The organism is Sphingomonas qilianensis (genome assembly GCF_039614825.1).
In the GTDB taxonomy this organism is placed as follows: Bacteria; Pseudomonadota; Alphaproteobacteria; order Sphingomonadales; family Sphingomonadaceae; genus Sphingomonas; species Sphingomonas qilianensis.
The window spans coordinates 72,813-93,843 of sequence record NZ_JBDIMF010000001.1 but is presented as its reverse complement, the minus strand read 5'-3'; the positions used below and the strand labels follow the sequence as shown (position 1 = coordinate 93,843).

The following is a 21,031-nucleotide window of genomic DNA, read 5'->3' as shown; positions in this document are numbered from 1 at the left end:
GCGCGGGCGCCCTTCAGCCGGATACCGTGTCGCTGACGGTCTTCGCAACCACCGGAGCCACCGTTTTGAGGTTCAGTTCCTTCAACTGCTTCTCGGTTGCGAAATTGGGCGCGCCCATCATCAGATCCTCGGCCTTCTGCGTCATCGGGAAGGTGATCACTTCGCGGATATTGGGTTCATCCGCGAGGAGCATGACGATACGATCGACGCCCGGCGCCGAGCCGCCATGCGGCGGCGCGCCGCATTTGAACGCGTTGATCATGCCGGCAAAGTTGAGATCGACATCGGCCTGCGTATAGCCGGCGATTTCGAACGCCTTGTACATGATCTCGGGCTTGTGATTACGGATCGCGCCGGACGACAATTCGATCCCGTTGCAGACGATATCGTACTGGTACGCCAGAATATCGAGCGGGTTCATCGTCTCCAGCGCGTCCATCTCGCCCTGCGGCATCGAGAAGGGATTGTGGCTGAAATCGACCTTTTTGGCGTCCTCGTCATATTCGAACATCGGGAAATCGACGATCCAGCAGAATTCGAACGTCTTGTCATCGATCAGCCCGAGCTGATCGGCCACGCGGGTGCGCGCCAGCCCGGCGAGCTTGGCCGCCTGCGCTTCCTTGCCCGCGGCGAAGAAGATGCCGTCATTGGGGCCAAGGCCCAAAGCCTCGGCGATCGCCTTCATGCCTTCCTGCCCGTGATTGTTGGCAATCGGGCCGCCGAACACGCCGTCCTTCTGCGTGGCATAGCCGAGCCCCGGAAAGCCTTCGGACTGCGCCCAGCTGTTCATTTCATCGAAGAATTTGCGGCTCTTCTCGTGCGTGTTCGGCGCGGCCAGCGCGCGGACCACGTCGCCGCCCTCGACCATCGACGCGAAGCGGCCGAAGCCCGAGCCGCGGAACAGTTCGCTGACATCGTGGATCAGGATCGGGTTGCGCAGATCGGGCTTGTCGTTGCCGTATTTCAGCATCGACTCGCGGTATGGGATACGCTTGAACGGCAGCGGGCTGACCTTGCGGCCCTTGCCCTGCCAGTCGGCGAATTCCTCGAACACGCCGTGCAGCACCGGTTCGATCGCCGCAAACACGTCTTCCTGCGTGACATAGCTCATCTCGAAATCGAGCTGGTAGAACTCACCCGGGCTGCGATCGGCCCGGGCATCTTCATCGCGGAAGCACGGCGCGATCTGGAAATAGCGGTCGAACCCGGCGACCATCAGCAGCTGTTTGAACATCTGCGGCGCCTGCGGCAGCGCGTAGAACTTGCCAGGATGAACGCGGCTGGGGACGAGATAGTCGCGCGCGCCCTCGGGGCTGCTGGCGGTCAGGATCGGCGTCTGGAATTCGGTAAAGCCCTGCCCGATCATGCGCTGGCGCAGGCTCGAAATCACGTTCGACCGCAGCATGATATTGGCGTGCAGCCGTTCACGCCGCAGATCAAGGAAGCGATAACGCAGGCGGATATCCTCGGGATATTCGTTCTCGCCGAACACCGGCATCGGCAATTCCTGCGCCGAGGACTGCACCACCACGTCGCGCGCGCGAATCTCGATCTCGCCCGAGGGCAAATTGGCGTTCACCGTCTCGGCCGATCGCGCCACCACGTCGCCGGTGATCGTCACCACCGATTCCGCGCGCAACTTGTCGAGCATGGCATGAGTCGGGCTGTCGCTGTCGGTAACGATTTGGGTGATGCCATAGTGATCGCGCAGATCGACGAACAGCAGATTGCCGTGATCCCGCTTGCGGTGAACCCAGCCGGAGAGCTTGACCGAGGTGCCGACATCGGCGGCGCGAAGCTGGGCGCAGGTGTGCGTGCGATAGGCGTGCATGGTTCTACTCTCTTATCGTCACCCCAGCGCAGGCTGGGGTCTCATGGGGTGGGCGCCACGCGCGCCCCATGGAGATCCCAGCTTTCGCTGGGATGACGGTGAATTGGATGGCCCTGCGCTTCCCTTTCCAGCCCGCCTTTGTCAAGCCGCGCGCGCCTCGCTATGGCACGCCCATGCATATCCATCCGCTCATCACCGACAGTGCGACTCTCGCCAATCTGTGCGCCCGTCTCGCCCAAGCCGACTTTGTCTGCGTCGATACCGAATTCATGCGCGAGAACACGTTCTGGCCGGAACTCTGCCTGATCCAGATCGCCGATGTGAACGAGGCGGCGGCGATCGATCCGATGGCGCCGGGGCTCGACATGAAGCCCTTGCTCGATCTGATGACCGAGAATGACGAGGTGCTGAAGGTATTCCACGCCGGCGGGCAGGATTTGGAAATCATCTACAATCTCACGGGCAAGACGCCCTACCCGCTGTTCGACACGCAGGTTGCGGCGATGGCGCTGGGGCAAGGCGAGCAGATCGGTTATTCCAACCTGGTCGACGCCTATCTCGGCATCGTCGTCGATAAGGGCGCGCGCTTCACCGATTGGAGCCGCCGGCCGCTCGATGCCCGCCAGATTGAATATGCCATCGGTGACGTGACGCATCTGGCAGAGATTTTCCCCAAGATGCTTGGCCGGCTGCGCAAGACGGGGCGTGGCGCGTGGCTCGATCAGGAAATGGAGCGGATCGGCGATCCCGCCAATTACGCCAACGATCCCGAAGAGGCGTGGAAGCGCATCAAGGTGCCCGGCCGCAAGCCCGATCTGCTTGGTCGGCTGAAAGCGCTGGCGCGCTGGCGCGAGCTGGAAGCGCGGCAGAAGGATCTGCCCCGCGGCCGCATCGTCAAGGACGAGACGATCGCCGATATCGCCGGGCACCCGCCGCGCAAGCAGGGCGATCTGGCCAAGGTGCGCGGGCTCTCCCCGGCCTGGGCCAATAACGATATCGGCGCGCGCATGATGGCGGCGCTGGACGCGGCGGTGCCGATGGATGCGGACGAAATGCCGCAGCGCGACGATCGCAAGCCGGGGCTGGGCAAGGATGGCGCCTTGGTCGCCGATCTGCTCAAGCTCCTGCTCAAGATCCGCTCCAAGGAAATCGACGTCGCCGCGCGCTTGCTCGCGCGGAGCGAGGATCTGGAAGCACTGGCGGCGGGCACGCGCGACAATCTTTCGATCCTGCAGGGCTGGCGCTTCGAACAGTTCGGGCGTGATGCGCTCGATCTGGTCGAGGGGCGGCTGGCCTTCGCCGTGGTCGGCGGCAAGCTCAAGATGACGCGTACGGAGGATGTGGCATGAAGTTGGGGATCGTTGCTCCCGCCCTGGTATTGTTCGCTGGCTGCGCGCAGCACCATCCCGCCCCGCTCCCCGCGCCCATCGGCGTGTGCCAGGCAGCGCCGGTGCAGCGCTTCGTTGGTCAGCAGGCGACGCCGGCGCTGCTGGGTGAGGTGCAGCGCATCTCTGGCGCAGCTACGGCACGTCGCATCACGCCGGAAATGCGCGTGACGATGGAATATAGCGACGCCCGCGTGAACGTGTGGGTCGGGCTGAAGGGTGAAGCCGAACGCATCACCTGCGGGTGATTTTCCTGCCTTCGCCCTAATCCCACCATCCCGGACTTGGTCCGGGATTCAACACGCGGCTTGGCCATCACCGGGGAAGCCGAAGCGCCAGCCAGGCCGGTGCAGTGGATCCCGGACCAAGTCCGGGATGACGGCGGGGGTTGGGTCAGCTCGCCACCACTGCCGTCCGCCCCACGCCATTGCCGAGCGCGGTATGCCGCCGCTCGACCGCGTCGCCGTACAGCGCACGGTCCGCCGCGGCGAGGTGCAACGTCACCGCCACCGCATCCTGGCTCAGTCGCGAGCGCTGCAATGGGCCGGCCAAGCCGCCGCTGAGCCTTTGGCCCAGGCGCATCGCCAGCCCCCAGGTTACCGCGCATTTCAGATCCTCGGCCGGGGCCAGCATCGCCAGCGGCGCGGGCGTGTTGGTCCCGCCGCCCAGGCTGGTGAACAAGGCCTGCGCCATCAGCGCCCGCCCGCGAGCGTCGATCGCCACCCAGTTGCCGTGCAAGGCGATCTCCACGCCACGCTCGGCGCGAAACTCGGGGTTGGCGCGCCAGCCGACATCGGCGAGTTGGCACGCCGCATGGCGCAACCGCGCCATCTCGCTGTCATCGCTACCAAACAGCGGCGCGATCCACCGATCCAGCAGATCGCCATGTTCGGGAAAACGCCCGTGCCGCCGGCCCTCGTCACGCGTGGCGACGATCAGGGGATCCTCGTTCTGCGTCGCCGCGTCGAGTGCGCCGTACAACAGCCCCTCGCGCAGGCCGAAGGCCGAAACGACGGTGCGATCGCAGCCGATATGCTTGAGCAAAGCCTTCAGCAACGCCGCGCTATCGCCAAGCGTCGAAGCACGACCCGACGACAGGCCCGGCACTGCGCGCAGCCATTGCTTGTTAACGTGCGCAATCGTCCGGCCCATGCGTGCAATAGCTTCAGCCGGCATGGCATATTGGTGGATCACCGGCAGCGGATAACTCGTCAGGTGCATGTCGAGGCGCCCCAGCGCACGCCAGGATCCGCCGACCAGATAGAGCGGCAGACCGGCGCCCCGGCCCAGCCAGCCGGCGTCGCTGAGCGCTCCGTGAACCTGGCGCTCAAGTGCCCCCGGTCCTTTTGCACGCACAGCACCGATGCGCAGCACGCCCAACGGAAACGACACACGTTCGCCGAGTTCGCCGCGCTCGACTCGGATCAGTTCCAGGCTGCCCCCGCCCAAATCGCCGACGATGCCCTCGGCTTCCGGGATGCCGGAGAGCACACCGTGCCCGGCGGCCATCGCCTCCTGCTCGCCGGACAAGGTTTCGACGTCGAGCCCCAGCCGTCGCACCGTTTCGAGTAGCGCAGCGCCGTTCGACGCATCGCGAACCGCGGCCGTGGCCACGGTCCGCAGCCGCGTAACGTCCATCTCGCGTGCCACCGCCGCAAAGCGCGCCAGCGCCTGTTCGGCCAGATCCAGCGCCGTCTGCGAGATCGCGCCATCCTGTGCGAGACCCCGCCCGAGCCCGGCCATGACCTTTTCGTTGAACAGCACGGCGGGCACCCGCTCCGGCCCCTGATAAACGACCAAGCGGATCGAATTGGAGCCGATGTCGATGATCCCGGTGCGGGGCTCGCTGGAGAGTTCGGTACGCGATTTACGAAACAAGGTGGCCATGTCCAGGGTCAGCGTCCGCGCCGCAGCGACAATTTGGGCACCGATTTTCCTTTGAGCGCAGCGCCCCGCCCGGACAGTGACGGATTGGTCATGAAATAGCGATGCAGGTTGAACGGCCGCTGGCCGGGAGTCTCACGTACGTACGAGCCATCCGCTTTCAGATCCCAGCTCTGCTCGTTGTCGATCAGATTGGCCACCATGACCTGATCGAGGATCTGATCATGCACGGTCGGGTTGAGAATCGGCAGCATATATTCGACACGCCGATCGAGATTGCGCGGCATCCAGTCAGCGGAGGAGATAAACAGTTGGGCATCGTCATTAGGCAATGCCTTGCCGTTGCCAAATGCCCAGATGCGGCTGTGTTCAAGGAACCGGCCGATCACCGATTTGACCCGAATATGCTCGGATAGGCCAGGCACGCCGGGACGCAGGCAGCAGATGCCGCGGATGATCAGATCGATCTCCACGCCCGCCGCACTGGCCTCGTACAATTTCTCGATCATCGCCGGATCGACCAGCGAGTTCATCTTGGCCCAGATTGCCGCCGGCTTGCCCGCCTTGGCATTGGCGATCTCGCCGTCGACCAGATCGACCAGTTTGGGCCTGAGGTCGCGTGGGCTGAGGCTGACCAATGCCATACCGTCCGGCTCGACATAGCCGGTGATGTAATTAAACATCTGCGCGGCATCCTGCCCGATGCGCGGATCGGCGGTGAAGAAGCTCAGATCGGTGTAGATCTTGGCGGTGATCGGGTGATAATTGCCCGTGCCGAAATGGCAGTAGGTGCGATATTGCCCGGCCTCGCGGCGCACCACCATGGAGATCTTGGCGTGCGTCTTCCACTCCATGAAGCCGTACACGACCTGCACGCCGGCCCGCTCCAGCGCGCTGGCCCAGATGATATTCTGTTCTTCGTCGAACCGCGCCTTAAGCTCGACCACGGCAGTGACGGACTTGCCCGCTTCGGCCGCTGCGATCAGCGCGTTGATCACCGCCGGCTGCTTGCCAGCGCGATACAAGGTCTGCTTGATCGCCACCACATCGGGGTCGGCCGCCGCCTGTTTGAGAAAGGCGAGCACCACATCGAACGTCTCGTACGGATGGTGTACGACGATGTCCTTGGCCCTGATCGCGGCAAAGCAATCGCCGCCGAATTCGCGAATGCGCTCGGGAAAGCGCGGGGAAAAGGCCGTGAATTTCAGGTCAGGCCGATCCTCATCGACGATCGCTTCGAGATCGCCAACCCCGAGAAACGCGCCGCTTTCGGTAACGAAGGCGTGCCCACCCAACTCTTCCCGTAACGCTTCGCCGAGCGCCGGCGGCATGCCGCTTTCGAGCTCCAGCCGGATCACGCGCCCGCGCCGCCGCCGCTTGATCGCATTGGCAAAGTACCGAACCAGATCCTCCGCTTCGTCGTCGATCTCCAGATCGCTATCGCGCAACACGCGGAATTCTGCGCCGCCGAACACTTCGTACCCCGGGAAGATCAAGGGCGCGAAGCGCTTGACCAGCGATTCGACCGCTACGTACCGCGCCCGCTCGCCCGGCACGCGCACGAAACGCGGCATCTGGCTCGGCAGCATGATCAATTCGCGAATCGGCGCCTGATCGGACAGGCGAACGAGATCGAACATCACCGCCAGTCCCTTGTTCGACATGAACGGGAATGGGTGCGCCGGATCGAGCGCCTGCGGAGTCAGAATTGGAAATATTTGTTCGAGAAACTGGTTCTGCAGCCAGTCGACCTCTTCTTCGCTGAGGAAATCGTCAATCGTGCGCGACCCGAGAATGTCGATCCCGGTATCACTCAGCTGCCGGCGAAGATCGCGCCACACGGAACGCTGGCTCTCGATCAGTTCGTCCGCCTCGGCGACGATGGCAGCAAGCTGTTGCCCGGAGGTCATGCCGTCGGCCGACCGCCGATCGACGTCCTGCACCAACTGGCCCTTCAGGCCAGCAACGCGCACCATGAAGAATTCATCGAGATTTGAACCCGAGATCGACAGAAAGCGGACGCGTTCGAGCAAGGGATGCGCCGTGTTGCAGGCCTCCTCCAACACGCGGCGGTTGAACGCCAGCCAGGATAGCTCGCGATTGAAATAGCGCTCGCTGCCGTCTTCGGCGGCGAACTGATCGTCATCGTCTTCGGCCTCCGCTAGGCGCGCGATAAGGACGGGTCGGGTCATGGAACCTCGAATGGCAATGTGGGCGCGGGATCGACGATCAGGCTCGCCTCGCTCAATGTGGCCTTTGCCAGCGCGATCGACAAGCGTTTGCGCCGTTCGAGCACTTCCTGATCAAGCACGTCGACCGCGCGGATCAGCGCGATGTGACTACGCTCGACGCGCGTCAGCAGCCACTGGATCAGATCCGGCCGCGCATCCAGGCCGCGCTTGAGAAACAGGCGCTCGAACAATGCCTGCATCAACGCGTCATCAGGCGCGCCGATCTGCGCGACCGGGCTGGCGGCCAGGCGTGAGCGCAGATCGGGAAGTTTGGCGGACCATTCGGGCGGGGCATGATCGGCAATGATGACAAGCGGATGGCGCTCTTCCTGCGCGCGGTTCCAGGCATGAAACAGCATCGCTTCGGGCTGGCGCTCGGCATCGTCGATGATCGTGCCGCCGCTTTTGGCGGCGAAAATCCTGGCGAGCAGGCTGCGGCCGGATTTGCGTGGCCCTGTCAGCACCACGGTCATCACCGGCCAAGAGGCCCAATGTTCGAGCAACTGGACCGCCCGGCGGTTCGAATCGCTTACCAGGAATTCATCATCGCGGGGGTCGGCCGGCCATTCGAACGGCAGCCCGATCTGCCCGCCTGTGGGGGCAACTCTCATCCGCCGGTCGCATTATCCGCGGGGGGCGATGCCGTCGGTGGCGCCAGCGGGCGGCGGATCCTGAGCGTCGTCCCTGCCCCCTGCACGATCCAGCCGCGTGCCTCGAGCGCTGCCTGCAACGCCGCAGGATCGCCCTCGAAGCCGACGCGCATGACGGAAACGCCGCCCAGCGCCAAGCTGCTGGTCATGGCCGAGCGCACGCCGGGAACGACGCGCAAGGCCGCTTCGCCGGACGTGACTGCGGCCACGCCCGGCGTGTCGAACTGGATGTTGATCGTCATCATCGCGGCGCCGGGTGTCGTGATGGCCTGATCGATCGGTGCGTCGTCCTCGGATGGCGCGACGACGGTGCCCGGCGGTGGCGGCGGTACGTAGGACAGTCCGGCATCGGTTGATAGCATGCCGCCGCGCAACGCCGCCTGATACGCTTCGTCGATGCGCTTGACCCCGGCATCGAGCAGCGCGCGCAGCCCGTCCCCGGTGTTCACGCGCAAGCTGAACTTCGTCACCAGGCGGTTATCAGGGCCATGCCGTGCCTCGAACGCGCCGATCACTGGCCCGCCAGGCCATTGGCGATACAGCCGCACCGCGGGCACCAGCACGTCCAGCGCGCCATATTGATCGAGGATCGTGCGCCACCAATGCCGCCCGGGCCGCCCGGTCTGCCCGAGATTGAGCAGCAAGGCATCCGGCCCGGATCCCGCCGGGCGGACATAATCGACCACGCTGTTGCCGGTGCGATAGCGCGTCCACGCCTCGGCCCAGTCCGTGCGTTGTTCAAAGATCTGCCCGGTGCCGCCCGAATATTGCAGCGGCAGCACCAGCATTGCCGGTGAGCGCAACGACTGCCCGGCCACGCCGAGCAACGAACCAGCCCGCCCGCGATTGAACAGTACTCCCAATTTGGCAACATAACGGTTGGGCCCGATCTGTTCGTTTTCTACGACGATGCCCGATACCATCGCATCCAACGTGCCATCGGAAAGCCCGCTACTCCCCCCGCCCAGCTGCTTGGAGAGCATCGCCCAGCCCTTGCGCTGCGCCAGCCGCCAGCCGGCTTCGCGCGCCGCCACTGCGCTTTTGCCGGTAACGTCGACCTCGACACCGCTGACCTCATAGCTGCCCGATGCATCGCTCATCGACAGGCCTTGCGGGCCATTATCGTCTTGCGCCAGCACGACGCCGCTGCCGGTCGCGAGGAGCATGGCGAGCGCGATTTTGCGGCGCGACGTGGAGGTTTTGGCGAACATCGCGGCCCTTGTGGCGAAGCAGACGTGGAAATCCAAGCGCGATATGGCTAGGGGCGGCATATGAGCGATACTCCCCGACAGAATAGTCCCTACACTTATGCCCAGGCGGGCGTCTCGATCGCCGCCGGCAACGCGCTCGTCCGCGCGATCGGCCCGCTGGCCAAATCGACCCGTCGCAAAGGCGCCGATGCCGATCTCGGTGGGTTCGGCGGGTTCTTCGATCTCAAGGCGGCGGGGTTCGTCGATCCGCTGCTGGTCGCCGCCAATGACGGCGTCGGCACCAAGTTGAAACTGGCCATCGAGCACGACGCGCACGACGGGGTGGGCATCGATCTGGTCGCGATGTGCGCCAACGATCTGATCGTGCAGGGCGCCGAACCGCTGTTCTTCCTCGATTACTACGCCACGGCCAAGCTCGATTCGGCAGTGGCTGAACGTGTCATCGCGTCGATCGCCGAGGGCTGCCTGCAAGCCGGCTGCGCACTGATCGGCGGCGAAACCGCGGAGATGCCGGGTATGTACGCGCCGGGCGATTACGATCTCGCCGGCTTCTGCGTCGGCGCGGTGGAGCGTGACCGCGTGTTGACCGGGCGCGAAATCGCACCGGGCGATATGATCTTGGGCCTGGCCTCGTCGGGCGTGCATTCCAATGGCTTCTCGCTGGTCCGCCGGCTGGCGACCGACAAGGGCTGGAAGCTCGATCGCCCATCCTTGTTCGATCATAACGTGCGGCTGATCGATGCGCTGATGGCGCCAACGCGGATCTACGTCAAAAGCCTGCTCCCGCTGCTCGCTGAACAGCGCATCAAGGGCCTGGCGCATATCACCGGCGGCGGGTTGCTGGAGAATGTCCCGCGCGTACTGCCCGATGGCGTGCATGCGCGGATCGATGCCGATGCCTGGCCGCAGCCGCGGCTGATGGCGTTCCTGCAGGCGCAGGGCGCGATCGAGCCTGAGGAAATGGCGCGGACGTTCAATTGCGGGATCGGCATGGCAGTAGTGGTCGCGGCGGAAGCGGCCGCAGGCATCACCACGGCGCTCGAGGCGGCAGGCGAAACAGTGTTCGCGATCGGGGCACTCGAGGCGGGCGACAAGGGCTGCACCGTCACCGGCTCAACCGAAACCTGGGGTGCCCGCGCCGATTGGACCGCCACGCACCATGGCTGAGCGCGCGCAATCCCTCTCCCGCGTGTGGGGAAGGAAGCAGTGAAGCGGGTCGGCATCCTCATCTCCGGCCGAGGCTCCAACATGATGGCGCTCGCCGCCGCGGCTGGCACCGCCTACGAGATCGCGCTCGTCGCCTCGGACAAGCCGGACGCCCCCGGTCTGGCCTGGGCCGCCACGCACGGCATCGCCACCTTCGCGCAATCGCCCAAGGGCATGCCCAAAGCGCAATACGAAGCCGCGATCGACCACACACTGCGCGCCGCAGGGGTCGAGGTCATCGCGCTCGCCGGCTATATGCGGCTGCTGTCCGACGACTTCGTCGCCAATTGGCGCGGGCAGATCTTAAACATCCACCCGTCCCTGCTCCCCAAGTATAAGGGCCTCGATACGCACGCGCGCGCGATTGCTGCGGGCGATGCGGTGGCCGGCTGCTCGGTACACATCGTAACCGAGGAGCTGGATGGCGGCGAGATCCTTGGCCAGGCGCAAGTGCCGATCCTGCCCGGCGACACGCCCGACGCGCTGGCCGAGCGGGTACTGGCCGAAGAGCATCGCCTTTACCCGCAGATCCTGGCAGCCTTCGCGGCATGACCAACGCACCGCCCCCGCCCCCCGCCGAAACGCCTGCGCAAGCGATCGACCGCGCCGAGGCTGCGGCGACGCGCCGCCGCTGGGTGACGCTGGCCGAACTGGTCGGCGTGTGCGGCATGATCATCGCCGCGCTCGGGCTGTGGATGAACTGGTCCGATCGCCGCGCCGATGATCAGGCCAAGCGCGCCGAGCAGGCGACCGAACGCAAGGTCCGTACGCTGGTGATGCTCAAGGCGGCCGTTGACGGCGATGATCTGACCCTGTCCGATCCGGACCATGACGTGCAGACGATCGATATCCGCTTCCCCGCCGCGCTCGGCGTGGCGGCCAAGACGGATGTGGATCCCCAAATCGACGCAGGTTGGCTTTCCGCACCGGTGCTGAAGCTCACCGATGGTGGGGCGGACACGCAGAGCGGTCGCGTCCCGGTGCTCATCACCGCCAGTTATTGGGACGCGGATGTCGAGCGCCACGATGCCGCGATCTACGACGTGGTGTGGAACACCGAAGGCCGGGTGCTGCGGGGCCGCGCGTTCAAGCTCGAAGGACTGAAACTCAAGGAGCGGACGGCTTCCGCCGCGCGGCTGGAAGCGATCTGGGCGCGGGAAAAGCCGAAGGCGGCGAAGTAATCCCGTCATCCCGGACAAGCCGGGGATGACGGCGGGCTGATGGAGCGCCCTTACAAATCCCGCGCGTAGATCGGATCGTCGTGCGTCTCGTTGCCGACGGTGAACTGGCGCGAGCCAATCACGACGAAGCCGTGCCGCTCGTAAAACGCGTGCGCGCGAAAATTCTGGTCCCACACGCCTAGCAGCATCCTTCTACCGCCGAGCCGCCTGGCATCTTGGAACGCCTGCGCGATCAAGGCCGCGCCGATGCCCGCGCCATAAGTCTGGCGTAGCGTGTAGATGCGGCGCAGCTCGATATCGCCGGGCTGCGCCGCGATGGGAAAGTCGGGCGTGGTCAGCACGGCGTAACCGACAGGTGACCCCGTCGGTTCGAGCTCCGCCAGGGTAACTACAGAACCCGGATTGCGCGTCCAGCGCGCGAACGTCTCGGCGCGGTTATGCTTCAGGCAGTGCGCGACAAGGTCCGCGCCGTCGAGCGACGGCGCATAGGTATCGAGAAAACATGCATTGGCGACGAGCGACAGGCGATCGGCATCGTCGGCCCCCGCCTGTCGCACGCGCCACTGCATATCAGCCGACGATTTCTTCGGGCTTGAAGAAATAGGCGATCTCGATCTCGGCATTCTCGTCCGAATCCGAACCATGCACGGTGTTGGCTTCGATCGACTCGGCCAGCTCCTTGCGGATCGTGCCGGCGTCGGCGTTTGCGGGGTTGGTCGCGCCCATGATGTCGCGGTTGCGCTGCATCGCGTTCTCGCCTTCCAGCACCTGCACGACCACCGGCCCGGAGATCATGAACGACACCAGGTCGTTGAAGAACGGGCGTTCCTTATGCACCGCATAGAAGCCCTCGGCCTGCTCGCGGGTCATCTGGATGCGCTTGGAAGCGATGACGCGCAGGCCCGCTTCTTCGAGCATCTTGGTGACGGCGCCGGTGATGTTGCGACGCGTGGCGTCGGGCTTGATAATCGAAAACGTGCGGTTCGCGGCCATGACCGTGAAGCTCCTTGAGATGGGGGGATGAAGTTAAGTCGCGGCTAACTAGTCGCGCAACCGGAGCGATGCAAGTTAGGCCGCCTGCTCCCAGCGGCCGTTATCGTTCTGCTTCCAATAACGCCGCTCTACGCCGTCGCGCGCCGCGAGTGCTTTCCACGCCGCGCGTGCCTCCAGGATACGCTCGCCATCGAAAAAGTGAAACGCGCGCTCGAACCCGAGCGCCTCCTCGCGCCACGCGCCGTCAACGAGCGCAATACGTTGGGCGCCATTAACGGGCGTCGCTTCACTACTGATCAGCACCGGCTGCGCGGCATCGCTGCTGCCGCCTGCCTCGGCATGCGGCAGGAAGCTTTCGGGTGCATAGCTCCACAGCAGGCGATCGAGCGCCGCGCGCTGCGTCGCGCTCTCGGCCACGATCAGCAACCGTGCGCCGCTCGACAGCACTTTCTCCGCGATCTGCGGCAAAGCACGCTCGAGCGGCGTCGTGGTCAGATGATAGAAATCGACCTGCACTTAATTTTCGAAATTGGCCGCCACGAACCGGTCGAGCAGCCGCACGCCATAGCCAGTCGCGCCCTTATCGTAATTCGGCCCCGCCTTGTCCGACCAGACCATGCCGGCGATATCGAGATGCGCCCACTTTACGCCCGGGTCTACGAAGCGTTGGATGAACTGCGCGGCCGTGATCGATCCGGCGCCGCGCGGGCCGACATTCTTCACGTCGGCGATCGGGGAATCGATCAGCTTGTTATAGGCATCGGAGAGCGGGAAGCGCCACAGTTTGTCGCCTGTGGCGAGGCCCGCCTTGAGCAATTGGTCGGCCAGTGCATCGTCATTGGCGAACAGCCCGCCATGCTCATGGCCCAAGGCCACAATCATCGCGCCGGTCAGCGTGGCCAGATCGACGATCGTCTTGGGGCGATGCGTGCGCTGCACCCAGGTGACGCAATCGCACAGCACGAGGCGCCCTTCGGCATCGGTGTTGAGCACTTCGATGGTCTGGCCCGACATGCTGGTCAGCACATCGCCCGGGCGGATGGCGTTGCCATCGGGCATGTTCTCAACGAGGCCACACACGCCGATCACGTTGGCCTTGGCCTTCCGCCCGGCCAGCGCCTTCATCGCGCCCACGACCGCGCCCGCGCCGCCCATATCCCACTTCATGTCCTCCATCCCGGCCGCACCCTTGATCGAGATGCCGCCCGTATCGAACGTCACGCCCTTGCCGACCAGCGCGATGGCGGGATCGCCCTCCCCCGCGCCGCTCCATTTGAGCGCCAGCAGCCGCGCCTCGCGCGCGGACCCTTGGCTCACGCCCAGCAGTGAGCCCATGCCGAGCTTGCCCATCGCGGCCTCGTCGAGCACGGTGACTTCGAGCCCCAGCCCTTCGATCTCGGCCAGCACCTTGGCGACAAACGTTTCAGGATAGATGATGTTAGCGGGTTCGGCGACGAGCGTCCGGGTGAGTTCCATTCCCGCGGTCACTGCGCGCTGGTCGCTCCACGCTGCGTCCGTGCCCTCGGGTGCGTTGACGATGACGATCTCGTTCAGCGTGGGCTTCGCTTTGTCGGGCAGTTGGGTGCGGTATACGTCATGTCGCCAGGCGCGTTGCGCCGCCGCCGCGGCGAAATGCGCCGCGGCCGGTCCGCTTGCGCCCGCGCCGCCCAGATCGACCGTGACGCTGGCAGCGCCCGATGTCAGCAACTTCGCCGTAAGCGCGCCGCCCGCTTTCTCCCAAGATGCGTCATCGCCATTGCCGACCCCTAGCAGCAGCACGCGCCGCACCGACTCTCCGGCGGCCACGAACGTTTCCACCACCGCGCCGGCCTCGCCGTCGAAGCGGCTGCCCTGCGCGGCACCGATCGCCACACGCTTGCCCGCCTCGTCCAGCCCGGTGAGCGGTGCGCGATTCAGCGCGTCCTTCTCGATCGGCAAGGCAAGCGCGGCACCGGCATCGACGGGCGCGGCGGAGAATACGATCTGCATGGCAATCCTTGAGGCAACTTGGGGAATACGAGTCGTACCCTCTAGGCGGTCCGCAAAGCGCTGGCAAAGCCATGCGCGCATTGCGGCGCGCCGGCGGTGGTGCGATAGGACGGCCAATCGCGCGCCATCCCGGCGGGCCCGGGGGTGTGTTTCCCAACGTGAAGCGTTCCGATCTGTTCTCCACGTGCGCGCTCCCGCTCGCGATCTTTGCTGCTGGCGCCGCGCAGGCACAGGATCTCCAGTCGCGCCCAGTCGAGGCCCCGCCCGCGCAGACCATGCCGAGCACGACAGCGCCGCCGGCAAGCGGCGACGAGGTCGAATTTTCCGCCGGCGAACTGCAATATGACAATGCGGAGGATATCGTTACGGCAACGGGCGACGTGCGGATGTTTCGCAGCGGCGATCGCTTGCGCGCCGATCAGGTCGTATGGAATCGCAAGACAGGCAAGGTGACCGCCACCGGTCAGATCGCGGTGACCAACCCCGGCGGCGACACCGCTTATGGCGATTCGATCGAACTGACCGATTCGCTCAAGGACGGCATGGTCGATAACATGCTGGTGGTTCTGGAACGGGGTGGTCGCCTTGCCGCCCGGCGTGGCACACGCTCGCTCAACGAAACGATCACGCTGGACGACGCCGCCTATACCCCGTGCACGGTGACCAATTCGGCCGGCTGCCCGAAAGAGCCATCGTGGAAGATCAGCGCGGTGCGCGTCGTGTATCGCCCTGAGCGGGGGCGCATTTTCTACAGTGGCGCGAAGATCACGTTGTTCGGCTTGCCTAGCCTTCCGCTGCCAGCATTTTCGCATCCGGTGGGGGGTGAAAGCGGTGGCGCCAACGGGCTGTTGACGCCCGACATCAAATATAATCGCACCAACGGTTTCGAATATGCCCAGCCCTATTTCTTCAGCCTGGCGCCCAACCGCAATCTGATCATCACGCCGCATGTCTTCACCGGCGTGTTGCCGATGCTGCAGGCGGATTATAGCGCGCTGAGCGCCAAGGGCGCGTTCAAGCTGCGCGGCTACGCCACTTATGGCCGCCGCAGCGAAGATCTCAACACCGCCAATCCGATCGGCACCGAAACCGCCTTTCGCGGTTATATCGACGGCGTGGCGCGTTTCCAGTTCGATGAACACTGGAGCGCCAGCGCATCACTGCGACTGGCCACCGATCGCACCTTCCTGCGCCGCTATGATATTTCTTACGATGATCGTCTGCGCTCGACCGCCAGCCTGGAGCGGATCGACGCCAACAGCTATTTCGCGCTGACCGGCTGGGCGGTTCAGACCGTGCGCGTCAACGACCCGCAGGGTTTGCAGCCGATCGCCTTTCCCGAGCTGGATTATCGCCGCCGGATCGATGACGGATTGCTTGGCGGCAAGATCCAGCTGCAGGTCAACACGCTCGCGCTGACGCGCACCGAGGGCCAGGATACGCAGCGTGCTTTCGCCAGCGCGCGCTGGGATCTGCGCAAGATCACCCGTTTCGGGCAAGAGGTGACCTTCACCGCTTATGGTCGTGGCGATGTGTATCACGCCAACGATACGCTGCTGACGCCGGTGGCGAGCTATCGCGGCACCGAGGGGTATCAAGGTCGCCTGGTCGGCGCATTGGCGGTCGACGTGAAATGGCCGCTGATCGGCACGCTGTTCGGCGGCACGCAGCGCCTGACCCCGCGCGTCCAGATGGTTGCCTCCCCCAAGGTCGAGAATCTCGATATCCCGAACGAGGATGCGCGTTCGATCGATCTTGAGGATTCGAACCTGTTCGCGCTCAATCGCTTCGCCGGCTATGACCGGTTCGAGGATGCCACGCGGTTTACCTACGGCGCGGACTGGGCCCTAGATTTGCCAGGCATCGCGATCGCCACGAATATCGGGCAGAGCTATCGCTTGGGGACACGGCCGGCGATCTTCCCGGATGGCACGGGGCTCACCGATCGCTTTTCGGACGTGGTCGGCCGCACGGACATTCGCGTGCGCGATTTCGTCGCGTTCACGCATCGCTACCGGCTCGACAAAAACGGCCTGGGCATTCGCCGCAACGAGATCGACGCGACGATCGGCTCGCGCGGCACCTATGCCTTGCTCGGTTATCTGAGACTCAACCGCGACATTACCGGTACGGCCGAGGATCTTGCCGATCGCGAGGAAGCGCGGGTAGCGGGGCGCGTGCAGTTTGCCCGCTTCTGGTCGGTGTTCGGCTCCGCCGTAGTGGATCTCACCGATCGCAGCGAGGATATCCAATCGCTGTCGGACGGGTTTGATCCGGTACGCCACCGGCTTGGCGTGGCTTATGAAGATGACTGCCTGAAACTGGGCTTCACTTGGCGCCACGACTATCAGACCACCGGTGACGCCCGCAGCGGCAACGGCTTTTCGTTGAGCCTTTCCTTCAAGAATCTGGGCCGCTAAGCTTCCGTTCACCTGTTCCGCTTCATGGCCCGGTTGGCATCGGCGCGACGACGCTTCTCATGGGATTAAGAATAACGTGATGATTTCGATGACGAAGGCTACCCGTTTCGGACGCGTGATGACCCTGTGCGCCGGGATCGCGGTGGCCAGCGCCGCCATGGCGCAGACCGCGGGGGAAGCCGTTCCCGATACCGGGCTTAATATTCCCGATAATATGCAGGTTTTCGGCAAGGTCGATCCCAACGTCCGCAAGCCCACCGCGATCGTCAACGATACCGTGATCACCGGCACCGATGTCGATCAGCGCGTGGCGCTGATCATGGCCGCCAACCCGCTCAAGATCAGCGATGAGGATAAGGTCCGGCTGCGCACCCAGGTGCTCAACCAGCTGATCGATGAGGCGCTGCAGATCCAGGAAGCCAAGGCCAGCGACATCACCATTCCGGCGGCGCAGATCAATTCGAGCTTCAACGGCGTGGCCAAGAATTTCCAGCAGACTCCCGACCAGTTCCGCACCTATCTGCGCAAGGTCGGCTCGTCCGAGCGATCGATGAAGCGCCAGATCGAAGGCGAGCTTGCCTGGAACGGGTTCCTGCGCCGCAAGGTCGAGCCGAGCGTCAATGTCGGCGAGGAAGAAGTGCAGGCCATCCTGGCGCGGCTCGAGGCGAGCAAGGGCACCGAGGAATATCGCGTCAACGAAATCTATCTCTCGGCCACGCCCGATCGCGCCGAGCAGGTGTTCGCCAGCATGCGCCAGATGATCGAGAAGATTCAGAAGGGCGAGGCACCGTTCGGCTATTTCGCGCGCAATTTTTCCGAAGCAACGACCAAGTCGGTCGATGGCGATCTCGGCTGGGTGCGTGCGCCGCAGCTGCCGGAATCGCTCGCCAAGGTAGCGACGACCATGGCCGCGGGGCAGATCGCCGGACCGATCGAAGTGCCGGGCGGTTTCTCGCTGCTCTATCTGGTCGACAAGCGGCAGGTGCTTACCGCTGATCCGCGCGATGCGCGGCTTGCGCTCAAGCAGCTGACGGTGAACTTCCCCGCTGGCACCACGCAGGCGCAGGCCACCGATCGGGTCAGCGCCTTTGCCACTGCAGTAAAGCAAATCAAGGGCTGCGGCGATGTCGCCAAGGTCGCAAGCGCGCTCGGCGCCGACGTGGTCGATCGCGATTCGATCCTGATCCGCGAACTGCCGCAGGCACTGCAACAGATTATGTTGCAATTGCAGATCGGCGAGGCCACCCCGCCATTTGGCTCGGCGCAGGATGGCGTGCGTGCGCTGGTCGTGTGTGGCCGTGACGAACCACGCAATGGCGAACTGCCGCGTGCCGATCAGTTGCAGGGCCAGATTGAACAGCAGCGCGTCAATCTGCGCGCGCAGCAGATGCTGCGCGATCTGCGCCGTGACGCGATCATTGAATATCGTTGAGGCGGCCCGCGTGATCGCTCCGCTGGCGGTCTCCATGGGCGATCCCGCCGGGATCGGCCCGGAGGTGATCGCCAAGGCCTGGGCGGCGCGCGCTGCGCAGCGTCTGCCGTTATTCTTCGCAGTGGGCGATGCCCGCGCGATCGCGGCGGTGTGGCACGGCCCGGTCACCGAAATCGGGGATCCCAGCCAGGCCGCGGCAGCATTCGGCAGCGCGCTGCCGGTGCTCAATGTCGAGGATGGCGGCGCAATTACACCGGGTATGGCCGATGTCGATGGTGCGCGCTGTGCGCTGCATTCGCTCGAGCTGGCGGCGGGTCTGGCGCGTTCCGATGCGGTGAGCGCGCTGGTCACCGGCCCGGTGTCCAAGACCCAACTTTATCAGATCGGCTTCAGCTATCCCGGGCAGACTGAATTTATCGCCGAACGGTGCGGGATCGCGCAGGACAATGCGGTGATGATGCTCGCTGGGCCAACGCTGCGCGTCGTGCCGATCACCACGCATGTGCCGCTGGCGGCCGTTTCGGGGTTGCTGTCGATCGAGCTGATCCTCTCCAAGGCGCGCGTCGCCGCGCGCGGGCTAACACGCAATTTCGGTATCGAACGGCCGCGTCTCGCCTTTGCCGGGTTCAATCCGCACGCCGGCGAGCATGGCGCGCTGGGCCGCGAAGAGATCGATATCCTCCAGCCGGCGATCGCGCTGCTGCAAGACGAGGGCATTGACGCAACGGGGCCGTTCGCCGCCGATACGATGTTCCACGAGCGGGCACGCGCCACCTACGACGCCGCCTTGTGCTGCTATCACGATCAGGCGCTCGTGCCGCTCAAGACGCTCCATTTCGATGACGGGGTCAACATCACGCTGGGGTTGCCGATCGTACGCACCTCGCCCGATCATGGCACCGCCTTTGGTATTGCCGGTACCAATAGCGCGCATCCCGGCGCGATGATCGCCGCGATCCGCATGGCCGGTGAAGCGACCGCGCGCCGCGCAGCCGCCGAAGCGTGAGCGTCGATCTGCCGCCGCTGCGTGAGGTCATCGCGCGTTATGGCCTCAATGCCAGCAAGGCGCTGGGGCAAAATTTCCTGCTCGATCAGCAATTGCTTGCGCGCATCGCCAGGATCCCCGGTGACCTGCAGGACGCCGAGGTGTTCGAGGTCGGCCCCGGCCCCGGCGGGCTGACCCGCGCGCTGTTGCAGGCCGGCGCTCGCGTCACGGCGGTCGAGCGCGATCGCCGGTGCATCCCTGCTTTGGCGGAATTGGGTGAGGCTTTTCCGGGGCAGTTGCGCGTGATCGAAGACGACGCGCTCGAACTCGACACCACGCGTCTGTTTGACGGCAAGCCGCACATCGTCTCCAACCTGCCGTACAATATCGGCACGGCTTTGCTGGTGCGCTGGCTGTCAGCCGATTGGTTGCCGTGGTGGCAGAGCCTGACCTTGATGTTCCAGAAGGAAGTCGCCGATCGCATCGTCGCGGGCACGGATGACGACGCCTATGGCCGCCTCGCCGTGCTGGCACAGTGGCGCTCTACCGCCAAGCTCGCCATGCCGGTGCATCGCTCGGCCTTCACGCCGCCGCCCAAGGTGATGTCCGCAGTGGTGCATATCACCCCGCTCGCGGCGCCTGTGCAGGTCGATTTCCTCACGCTTGAGCGCCTCACTGCCGCGGCCTTCGGGCAGCGGCGCAAGATGCTGCGCCAAAGCGTCAAGGGTCTGTCCGGCGCATTGGCCGCGCTGGAAGCTGTCGGGATCGATGCCACGCGGCGCGCCGAGACGCTGAGCGTCGCCGACTTTACTGCCACGGCGGGCGCGATGACTGCCTAAGCACTTGGAGCGCGGCACGAGTTCGTTGTAGGCGAACGCGATGAACGACGCTCGATACGGCCTATCCCTCTGGCTGGACCGCCTGACGCTGCGGTCCACCCTCACCGAAGACGAACGCGAAGCCATCCTGGCGCTGCCGGGCGAGCTGGAGCTGATCCGGCCCAACCGCGATTTCGTCCGGCTGGGCGAACAGGTTAGCCGCGCTTGTCTGGTCGTATCCGGGCTCGCCGGACGCTTTGGCCAGACGCGCAATGGCGAGCGCCAGATGACCGCATTGCACATCGCGGGCGACATGGCGGATCTCCATTCGGTCGTGCTGCCCAAGGCGGCAACGGCGCTGCAGAGCGTCGGGGAGACGCTGATCTACCGCGTGCCGCATGCCGAGATCCACAAGCTCGTTGGGCAATCGCGTACGCTCGCCGAAGCATTCTGGCGCGATTGCATGGTCGATGCCGCGGTGCTGTCGCAGTGGGCGCTGGTCAATGCCCGGCTGTCGGCCAAGGGGCGCGTCGCGCATTTGCTGTGCGAGATGGCGTGCCGCTTCGGCAAGGGCCAATCGCACGACGGGCATGAGATCGATTGGCCGCTGACGCAAACTACCCTGGGCGACACGACCGGGCTGACCCCGGTGCACGTCAACCGCACGCTCCGCGCACTGCGCGAGGGGGGCGCGGCGCATATCACGGGCAAGACGATGCGCGTGATTGATTGGCCGCGGTTGCGTGACATCGCCGAGTTCGACGCGCGCTATCTGGTGCTCGAAAAGGCTGATTGAAGCGCGATCGATCGGTCCG

General features: G+C 64.9%; 19 protein-coding genes. 10 read left to right on the top strand and 9 right to left on the bottom strand.

The window, feature by feature from the left end; all coding sequences use genetic code 11:
* Positions 1-13: 13 nt before the first annotated feature.
* A complete protein-coding gene (aspS, locus tag ABC969_RS00450) occupies positions 14-1,831 on the bottom strand; it encodes an aspartate--tRNA ligase (protein ID WP_345862273.1) in 1,818 nt (605 codons plus the stop codon).
* A 173-nt stretch (positions 1,832-2,004) separates the two neighbouring features.
* On the opposite strand from aspS, the gene rnd reads away from it, so the two are divergent.
* Positions 2,005-3,180 carry a ribonuclease D gene (gene rnd, locus ABC969_RS00445; RefSeq protein ID WP_345863768.1) on the top strand — a complete coding sequence of 392 codons (1,176 nt, stop codon included), beginning with the start codon at positions 2,005-2,007 and terminating at the stop codon, positions 3,178-3,180.
* Positions 3,177-3,464 carry an I78 family peptidase inhibitor gene (locus ABC969_RS00440; RefSeq protein ID WP_345862272.1) on the top strand — a complete coding sequence of 96 codons (288 nt, stop codon included), beginning with the start codon at positions 3,177-3,179 and terminating at the stop codon, positions 3,462-3,464. The genes rnd and ABC969_RS00440 overlap by 4 nt, the downstream gene beginning before the upstream one ends.
* 145 nt (positions 3,465-3,609) lie before the next feature.
* Here the strand turns inward: ABC969_RS00440 and ABC969_RS00435 are convergent, their stop codons facing one another.
* Genes ABC969_RS00435 through ABC969_RS00420 form a run of 4 tightly spaced genes read right to left on the bottom strand, consistent with a single transcriptional unit; the run spans position 3,610 to position 9,192 of the window.
* A complete protein-coding gene (locus ABC969_RS00435; protein WP_345862271.1) occupies positions 3,610-5,103 on the bottom strand; it encodes a Ppx/GppA phosphatase family protein in 1,494 nt (497 codons plus the stop codon).
* An 8-nt stretch (positions 5,104-5,111) separates the two neighbouring features.
* On the bottom strand, positions 5,112-7,292 hold the full coding sequence (locus tag ABC969_RS00430; protein ID WP_345862270.1) for an RNA degradosome polyphosphate kinase: 2,181 nt from the start codon (positions 7,290-7,292) through the stop codon (positions 5,112-5,114).
* Positions 7,289-7,942 carry an HdaA/DnaA family protein gene (locus ABC969_RS00425; protein WP_345862269.1) on the bottom strand — a complete coding sequence of 218 codons (654 nt, stop codon included), beginning with the start codon at positions 7,940-7,942 and terminating at the stop codon, positions 7,289-7,291. The genes ABC969_RS00430 and ABC969_RS00425 overlap by 4 nt, the downstream gene beginning before the upstream one ends.
* Positions 7,939-9,192, bottom strand: coding sequence for a heavy-metal-associated domain-containing protein (locus ABC969_RS00420; protein ID WP_345862268.1), 1,254 nt, complete (start codon positions 9,190-9,192; stop codon positions 7,939-7,941). Before ABC969_RS00420 ends, ABC969_RS00425 begins: the two co-directional genes overlap by 4 nt.
* 60 nt (positions 9,193-9,252) lie before the next feature.
* Between ABC969_RS00420 and purM the strand changes: the two genes are divergently transcribed.
* From purM to ABC969_RS00405, 3 genes are read left to right on the top strand one after another with little or no spacing between them, the layout of a single operon-like run.
* Positions 9,253-10,359, top strand: coding sequence for a phosphoribosylformylglycinamidine cyclo-ligase (purM, locus tag ABC969_RS00415; RefSeq protein ID WP_345862267.1), 1,107 nt, complete (start codon positions 9,253-9,255; stop codon positions 10,357-10,359).
* 39 nt (positions 10,360-10,398) lie between these two features.
* On the top strand, positions 10,399-10,950 hold the full coding sequence (gene purN / locus ABC969_RS00410) for a phosphoribosylglycinamide formyltransferase (protein WP_345862266.1): 552 nt from the start codon (positions 10,399-10,401) through the stop codon (positions 10,948-10,950).
* Positions 10,947-11,579: a hypothetical protein gene (locus ABC969_RS00405; RefSeq protein WP_345862265.1), complete on the top strand. Its 633-nt coding sequence runs from the start codon at positions 10,947-10,949 to the stop codon at positions 11,577-11,579. Before purN ends, ABC969_RS00405 begins: the two co-directional genes overlap by 4 nt.
* Positions 11,580-11,629: 50 nt before the next feature.
* Here ABC969_RS00405 and ABC969_RS00400 read toward each other — a convergent pair whose 3' ends face one another.
* The 4 genes from ABC969_RS00400 to ABC969_RS00385 all read right to left on the bottom strand — a co-directional run bounded on the left by ABC969_RS00400 (position 11,630) and on the right by ABC969_RS00385 (position 14,561).
* Positions 11,630-12,148, bottom strand: coding sequence for a GNAT family N-acetyltransferase (locus ABC969_RS00400; RefSeq protein ID WP_345862264.1), 519 nt, complete (start codon positions 12,146-12,148; stop codon positions 11,630-11,632).
* A gap of 1 nt (position 12,149) precedes the next feature.
* Positions 12,150-12,572 (bottom strand): nucleoside-diphosphate kinase, encoded by a 423-nt coding sequence (gene ndk / locus ABC969_RS00395; RefSeq protein ID WP_345862263.1) that lies wholly within the window; start codon positions 12,570-12,572, stop codon positions 12,150-12,152.
* 75 nt (positions 12,573-12,647) lie between these two features.
* Positions 12,648-13,088: a DNA polymerase III subunit chi gene (locus ABC969_RS00390; RefSeq protein WP_345862262.1), complete on the bottom strand. Its 441-nt coding sequence runs from the start codon at positions 13,086-13,088 to the stop codon at positions 12,648-12,650.
* Positions 13,089-14,561, bottom strand: coding sequence for a leucyl aminopeptidase (locus tag ABC969_RS00385; protein ID WP_345862261.1), 1,473 nt, complete (start codon positions 14,559-14,561; stop codon positions 13,089-13,091). It lies immediately after the preceding gene.
* A gap of 158 nt (positions 14,562-14,719) precedes the next feature.
* Here ABC969_RS00385 and ABC969_RS00380 point away from each other — a divergent pair, with 158 nt between their 5' ends.
* The 5 genes from ABC969_RS00380 (at position 14,720) to ABC969_RS00360 (ending at position 21,012) form a co-directional block, all read left to right on the top strand.
* The gene (locus ABC969_RS00380) at positions 14,720-16,981 is read left to right on the top strand and encodes an LPS-assembly protein LptD (protein WP_345862260.1); all 2,262 of its coding nucleotides are present in this window, start codon (positions 14,720-14,722) and stop codon (positions 16,979-16,981) included.
* Between the two features lie 88 nt (positions 16,982-17,069).
* Positions 17,070-18,413, top strand: a complete 1,344-nt coding sequence (locus ABC969_RS00375; RefSeq protein WP_345862259.1) for a peptidylprolyl isomerase — start codon at positions 17,070-17,072, stop codon at positions 18,411-18,413.
* 10 nt (positions 18,414-18,423) lie between these two features.
* Positions 18,424-19,419 carry a 4-hydroxythreonine-4-phosphate dehydrogenase PdxA gene (gene pdxA / locus ABC969_RS00370; RefSeq protein WP_345862258.1) on the top strand — a complete coding sequence of 332 codons (996 nt, stop codon included), beginning with the start codon at positions 18,424-18,426 and terminating at the stop codon, positions 19,417-19,419.
* The gene (rsmA, locus tag ABC969_RS00365) at positions 19,416-20,237 is read left to right on the top strand and encodes a 16S rRNA (adenine(1518)-N(6)/adenine(1519)-N(6))-dimethyltransferase RsmA (RefSeq protein WP_345862257.1); all 822 of its coding nucleotides are present in this window, start codon (positions 19,416-19,418) and stop codon (positions 20,235-20,237) included. The genes pdxA and rsmA overlap by 4 nt, the downstream gene beginning before the upstream one ends.
* A gap of 40 nt (positions 20,238-20,277) precedes the next feature.
* Positions 20,278-21,012 (top strand): Crp/Fnr family transcriptional regulator, encoded by a 735-nt coding sequence (locus tag ABC969_RS00360; RefSeq protein ID WP_345862256.1) that lies wholly within the window; start codon positions 20,278-20,280, stop codon positions 21,010-21,012.
* Positions 21,013-21,031 lie beyond the last annotated feature (19 nt).

Bases quoted from the DNA above. Each gene is read 5' to 3' on its own strand.
- ABC969_RS00435 (WP_345862271.1), bottom strand. From the start codon at position 5,103: ATGGCCACCTTGTTTCGTAAATCGCGTACCGAACTCTCCAGCGAGCCC.
- ABC969_RS00420 (WP_345862268.1), bottom strand. From the start codon at position 9,192: ATGTTCGCCAAAACCTCCACGTCGCGCCGCAAAATCGCGCTCGCCATG.
- ABC969_RS00425 (WP_345862269.1), bottom strand. From the start codon at position 7,942: ATGAGAGTTGCCCCCACAGGCGGGCAGATCGGGCTGCCGTTCGAATGG.
- ABC969_RS00440 (WP_345862272.1), top strand. From the start codon at position 3,177: ATGAAGTTGGGGATCGTTGCTCCCGCCCTGGTATTGTTCGCTGGCTGC.
- ABC969_RS00360 (WP_345862256.1), top strand. From the start codon at position 20,278: ATGAACGACGCTCGATACGGCCTATCCCTCTGGCTGGACCGCCTGACG.
- ABC969_RS00430 (WP_345862270.1), bottom strand. From the start codon at position 7,292: ATGACCCGACCCGTCCTTATCGCGCGCCTAGCGGAGGCCGAAGACGAT.
- ABC969_RS00400 (WP_345862264.1), bottom strand. From the start codon at position 12,148: ATGCAGTGGCGCGTGCGACAGGCGGGGGCCGACGATGCCGATCGCCTG.
- ndk (WP_345862263.1), bottom strand. From the start codon at position 12,572: ATGGCCGCGAACCGCACGTTTTCGATTATCAAGCCCGACGCCACGCGT.
- rnd (WP_345863768.1), top strand. From the start codon at position 2,005: ATGCATATCCATCCGCTCATCACCGACAGTGCGACTCTCGCCAATCTG.
- ABC969_RS00405 (WP_345862265.1), top strand. From the start codon at position 10,947: ATGACCAACGCACCGCCCCCGCCCCCCGCCGAAACGCCTGCGCAAGCG.
- ABC969_RS00385 (WP_345862261.1), bottom strand. From the start codon at position 14,561: ATGCAGATCGTATTCTCCGCCGCGCCCGTCGATGCCGGTGCCGCGCTT.
- aspS (WP_345862273.1), bottom strand. From the start codon at position 1,831: ATGCACGCCTATCGCACGCACACCTGCGCCCAGCTTCGCGCCGCCGAT.
- purM (WP_345862267.1), top strand. From the start codon at position 9,253: ATGAGCGATACTCCCCGACAGAATAGTCCCTACACTTATGCCCAGGCG.
- ABC969_RS00375 (WP_345862259.1), top strand. From the start codon at position 17,070: ATGACGAAGGCTACCCGTTTCGGACGCGTGATGACCCTGTGCGCCGGG.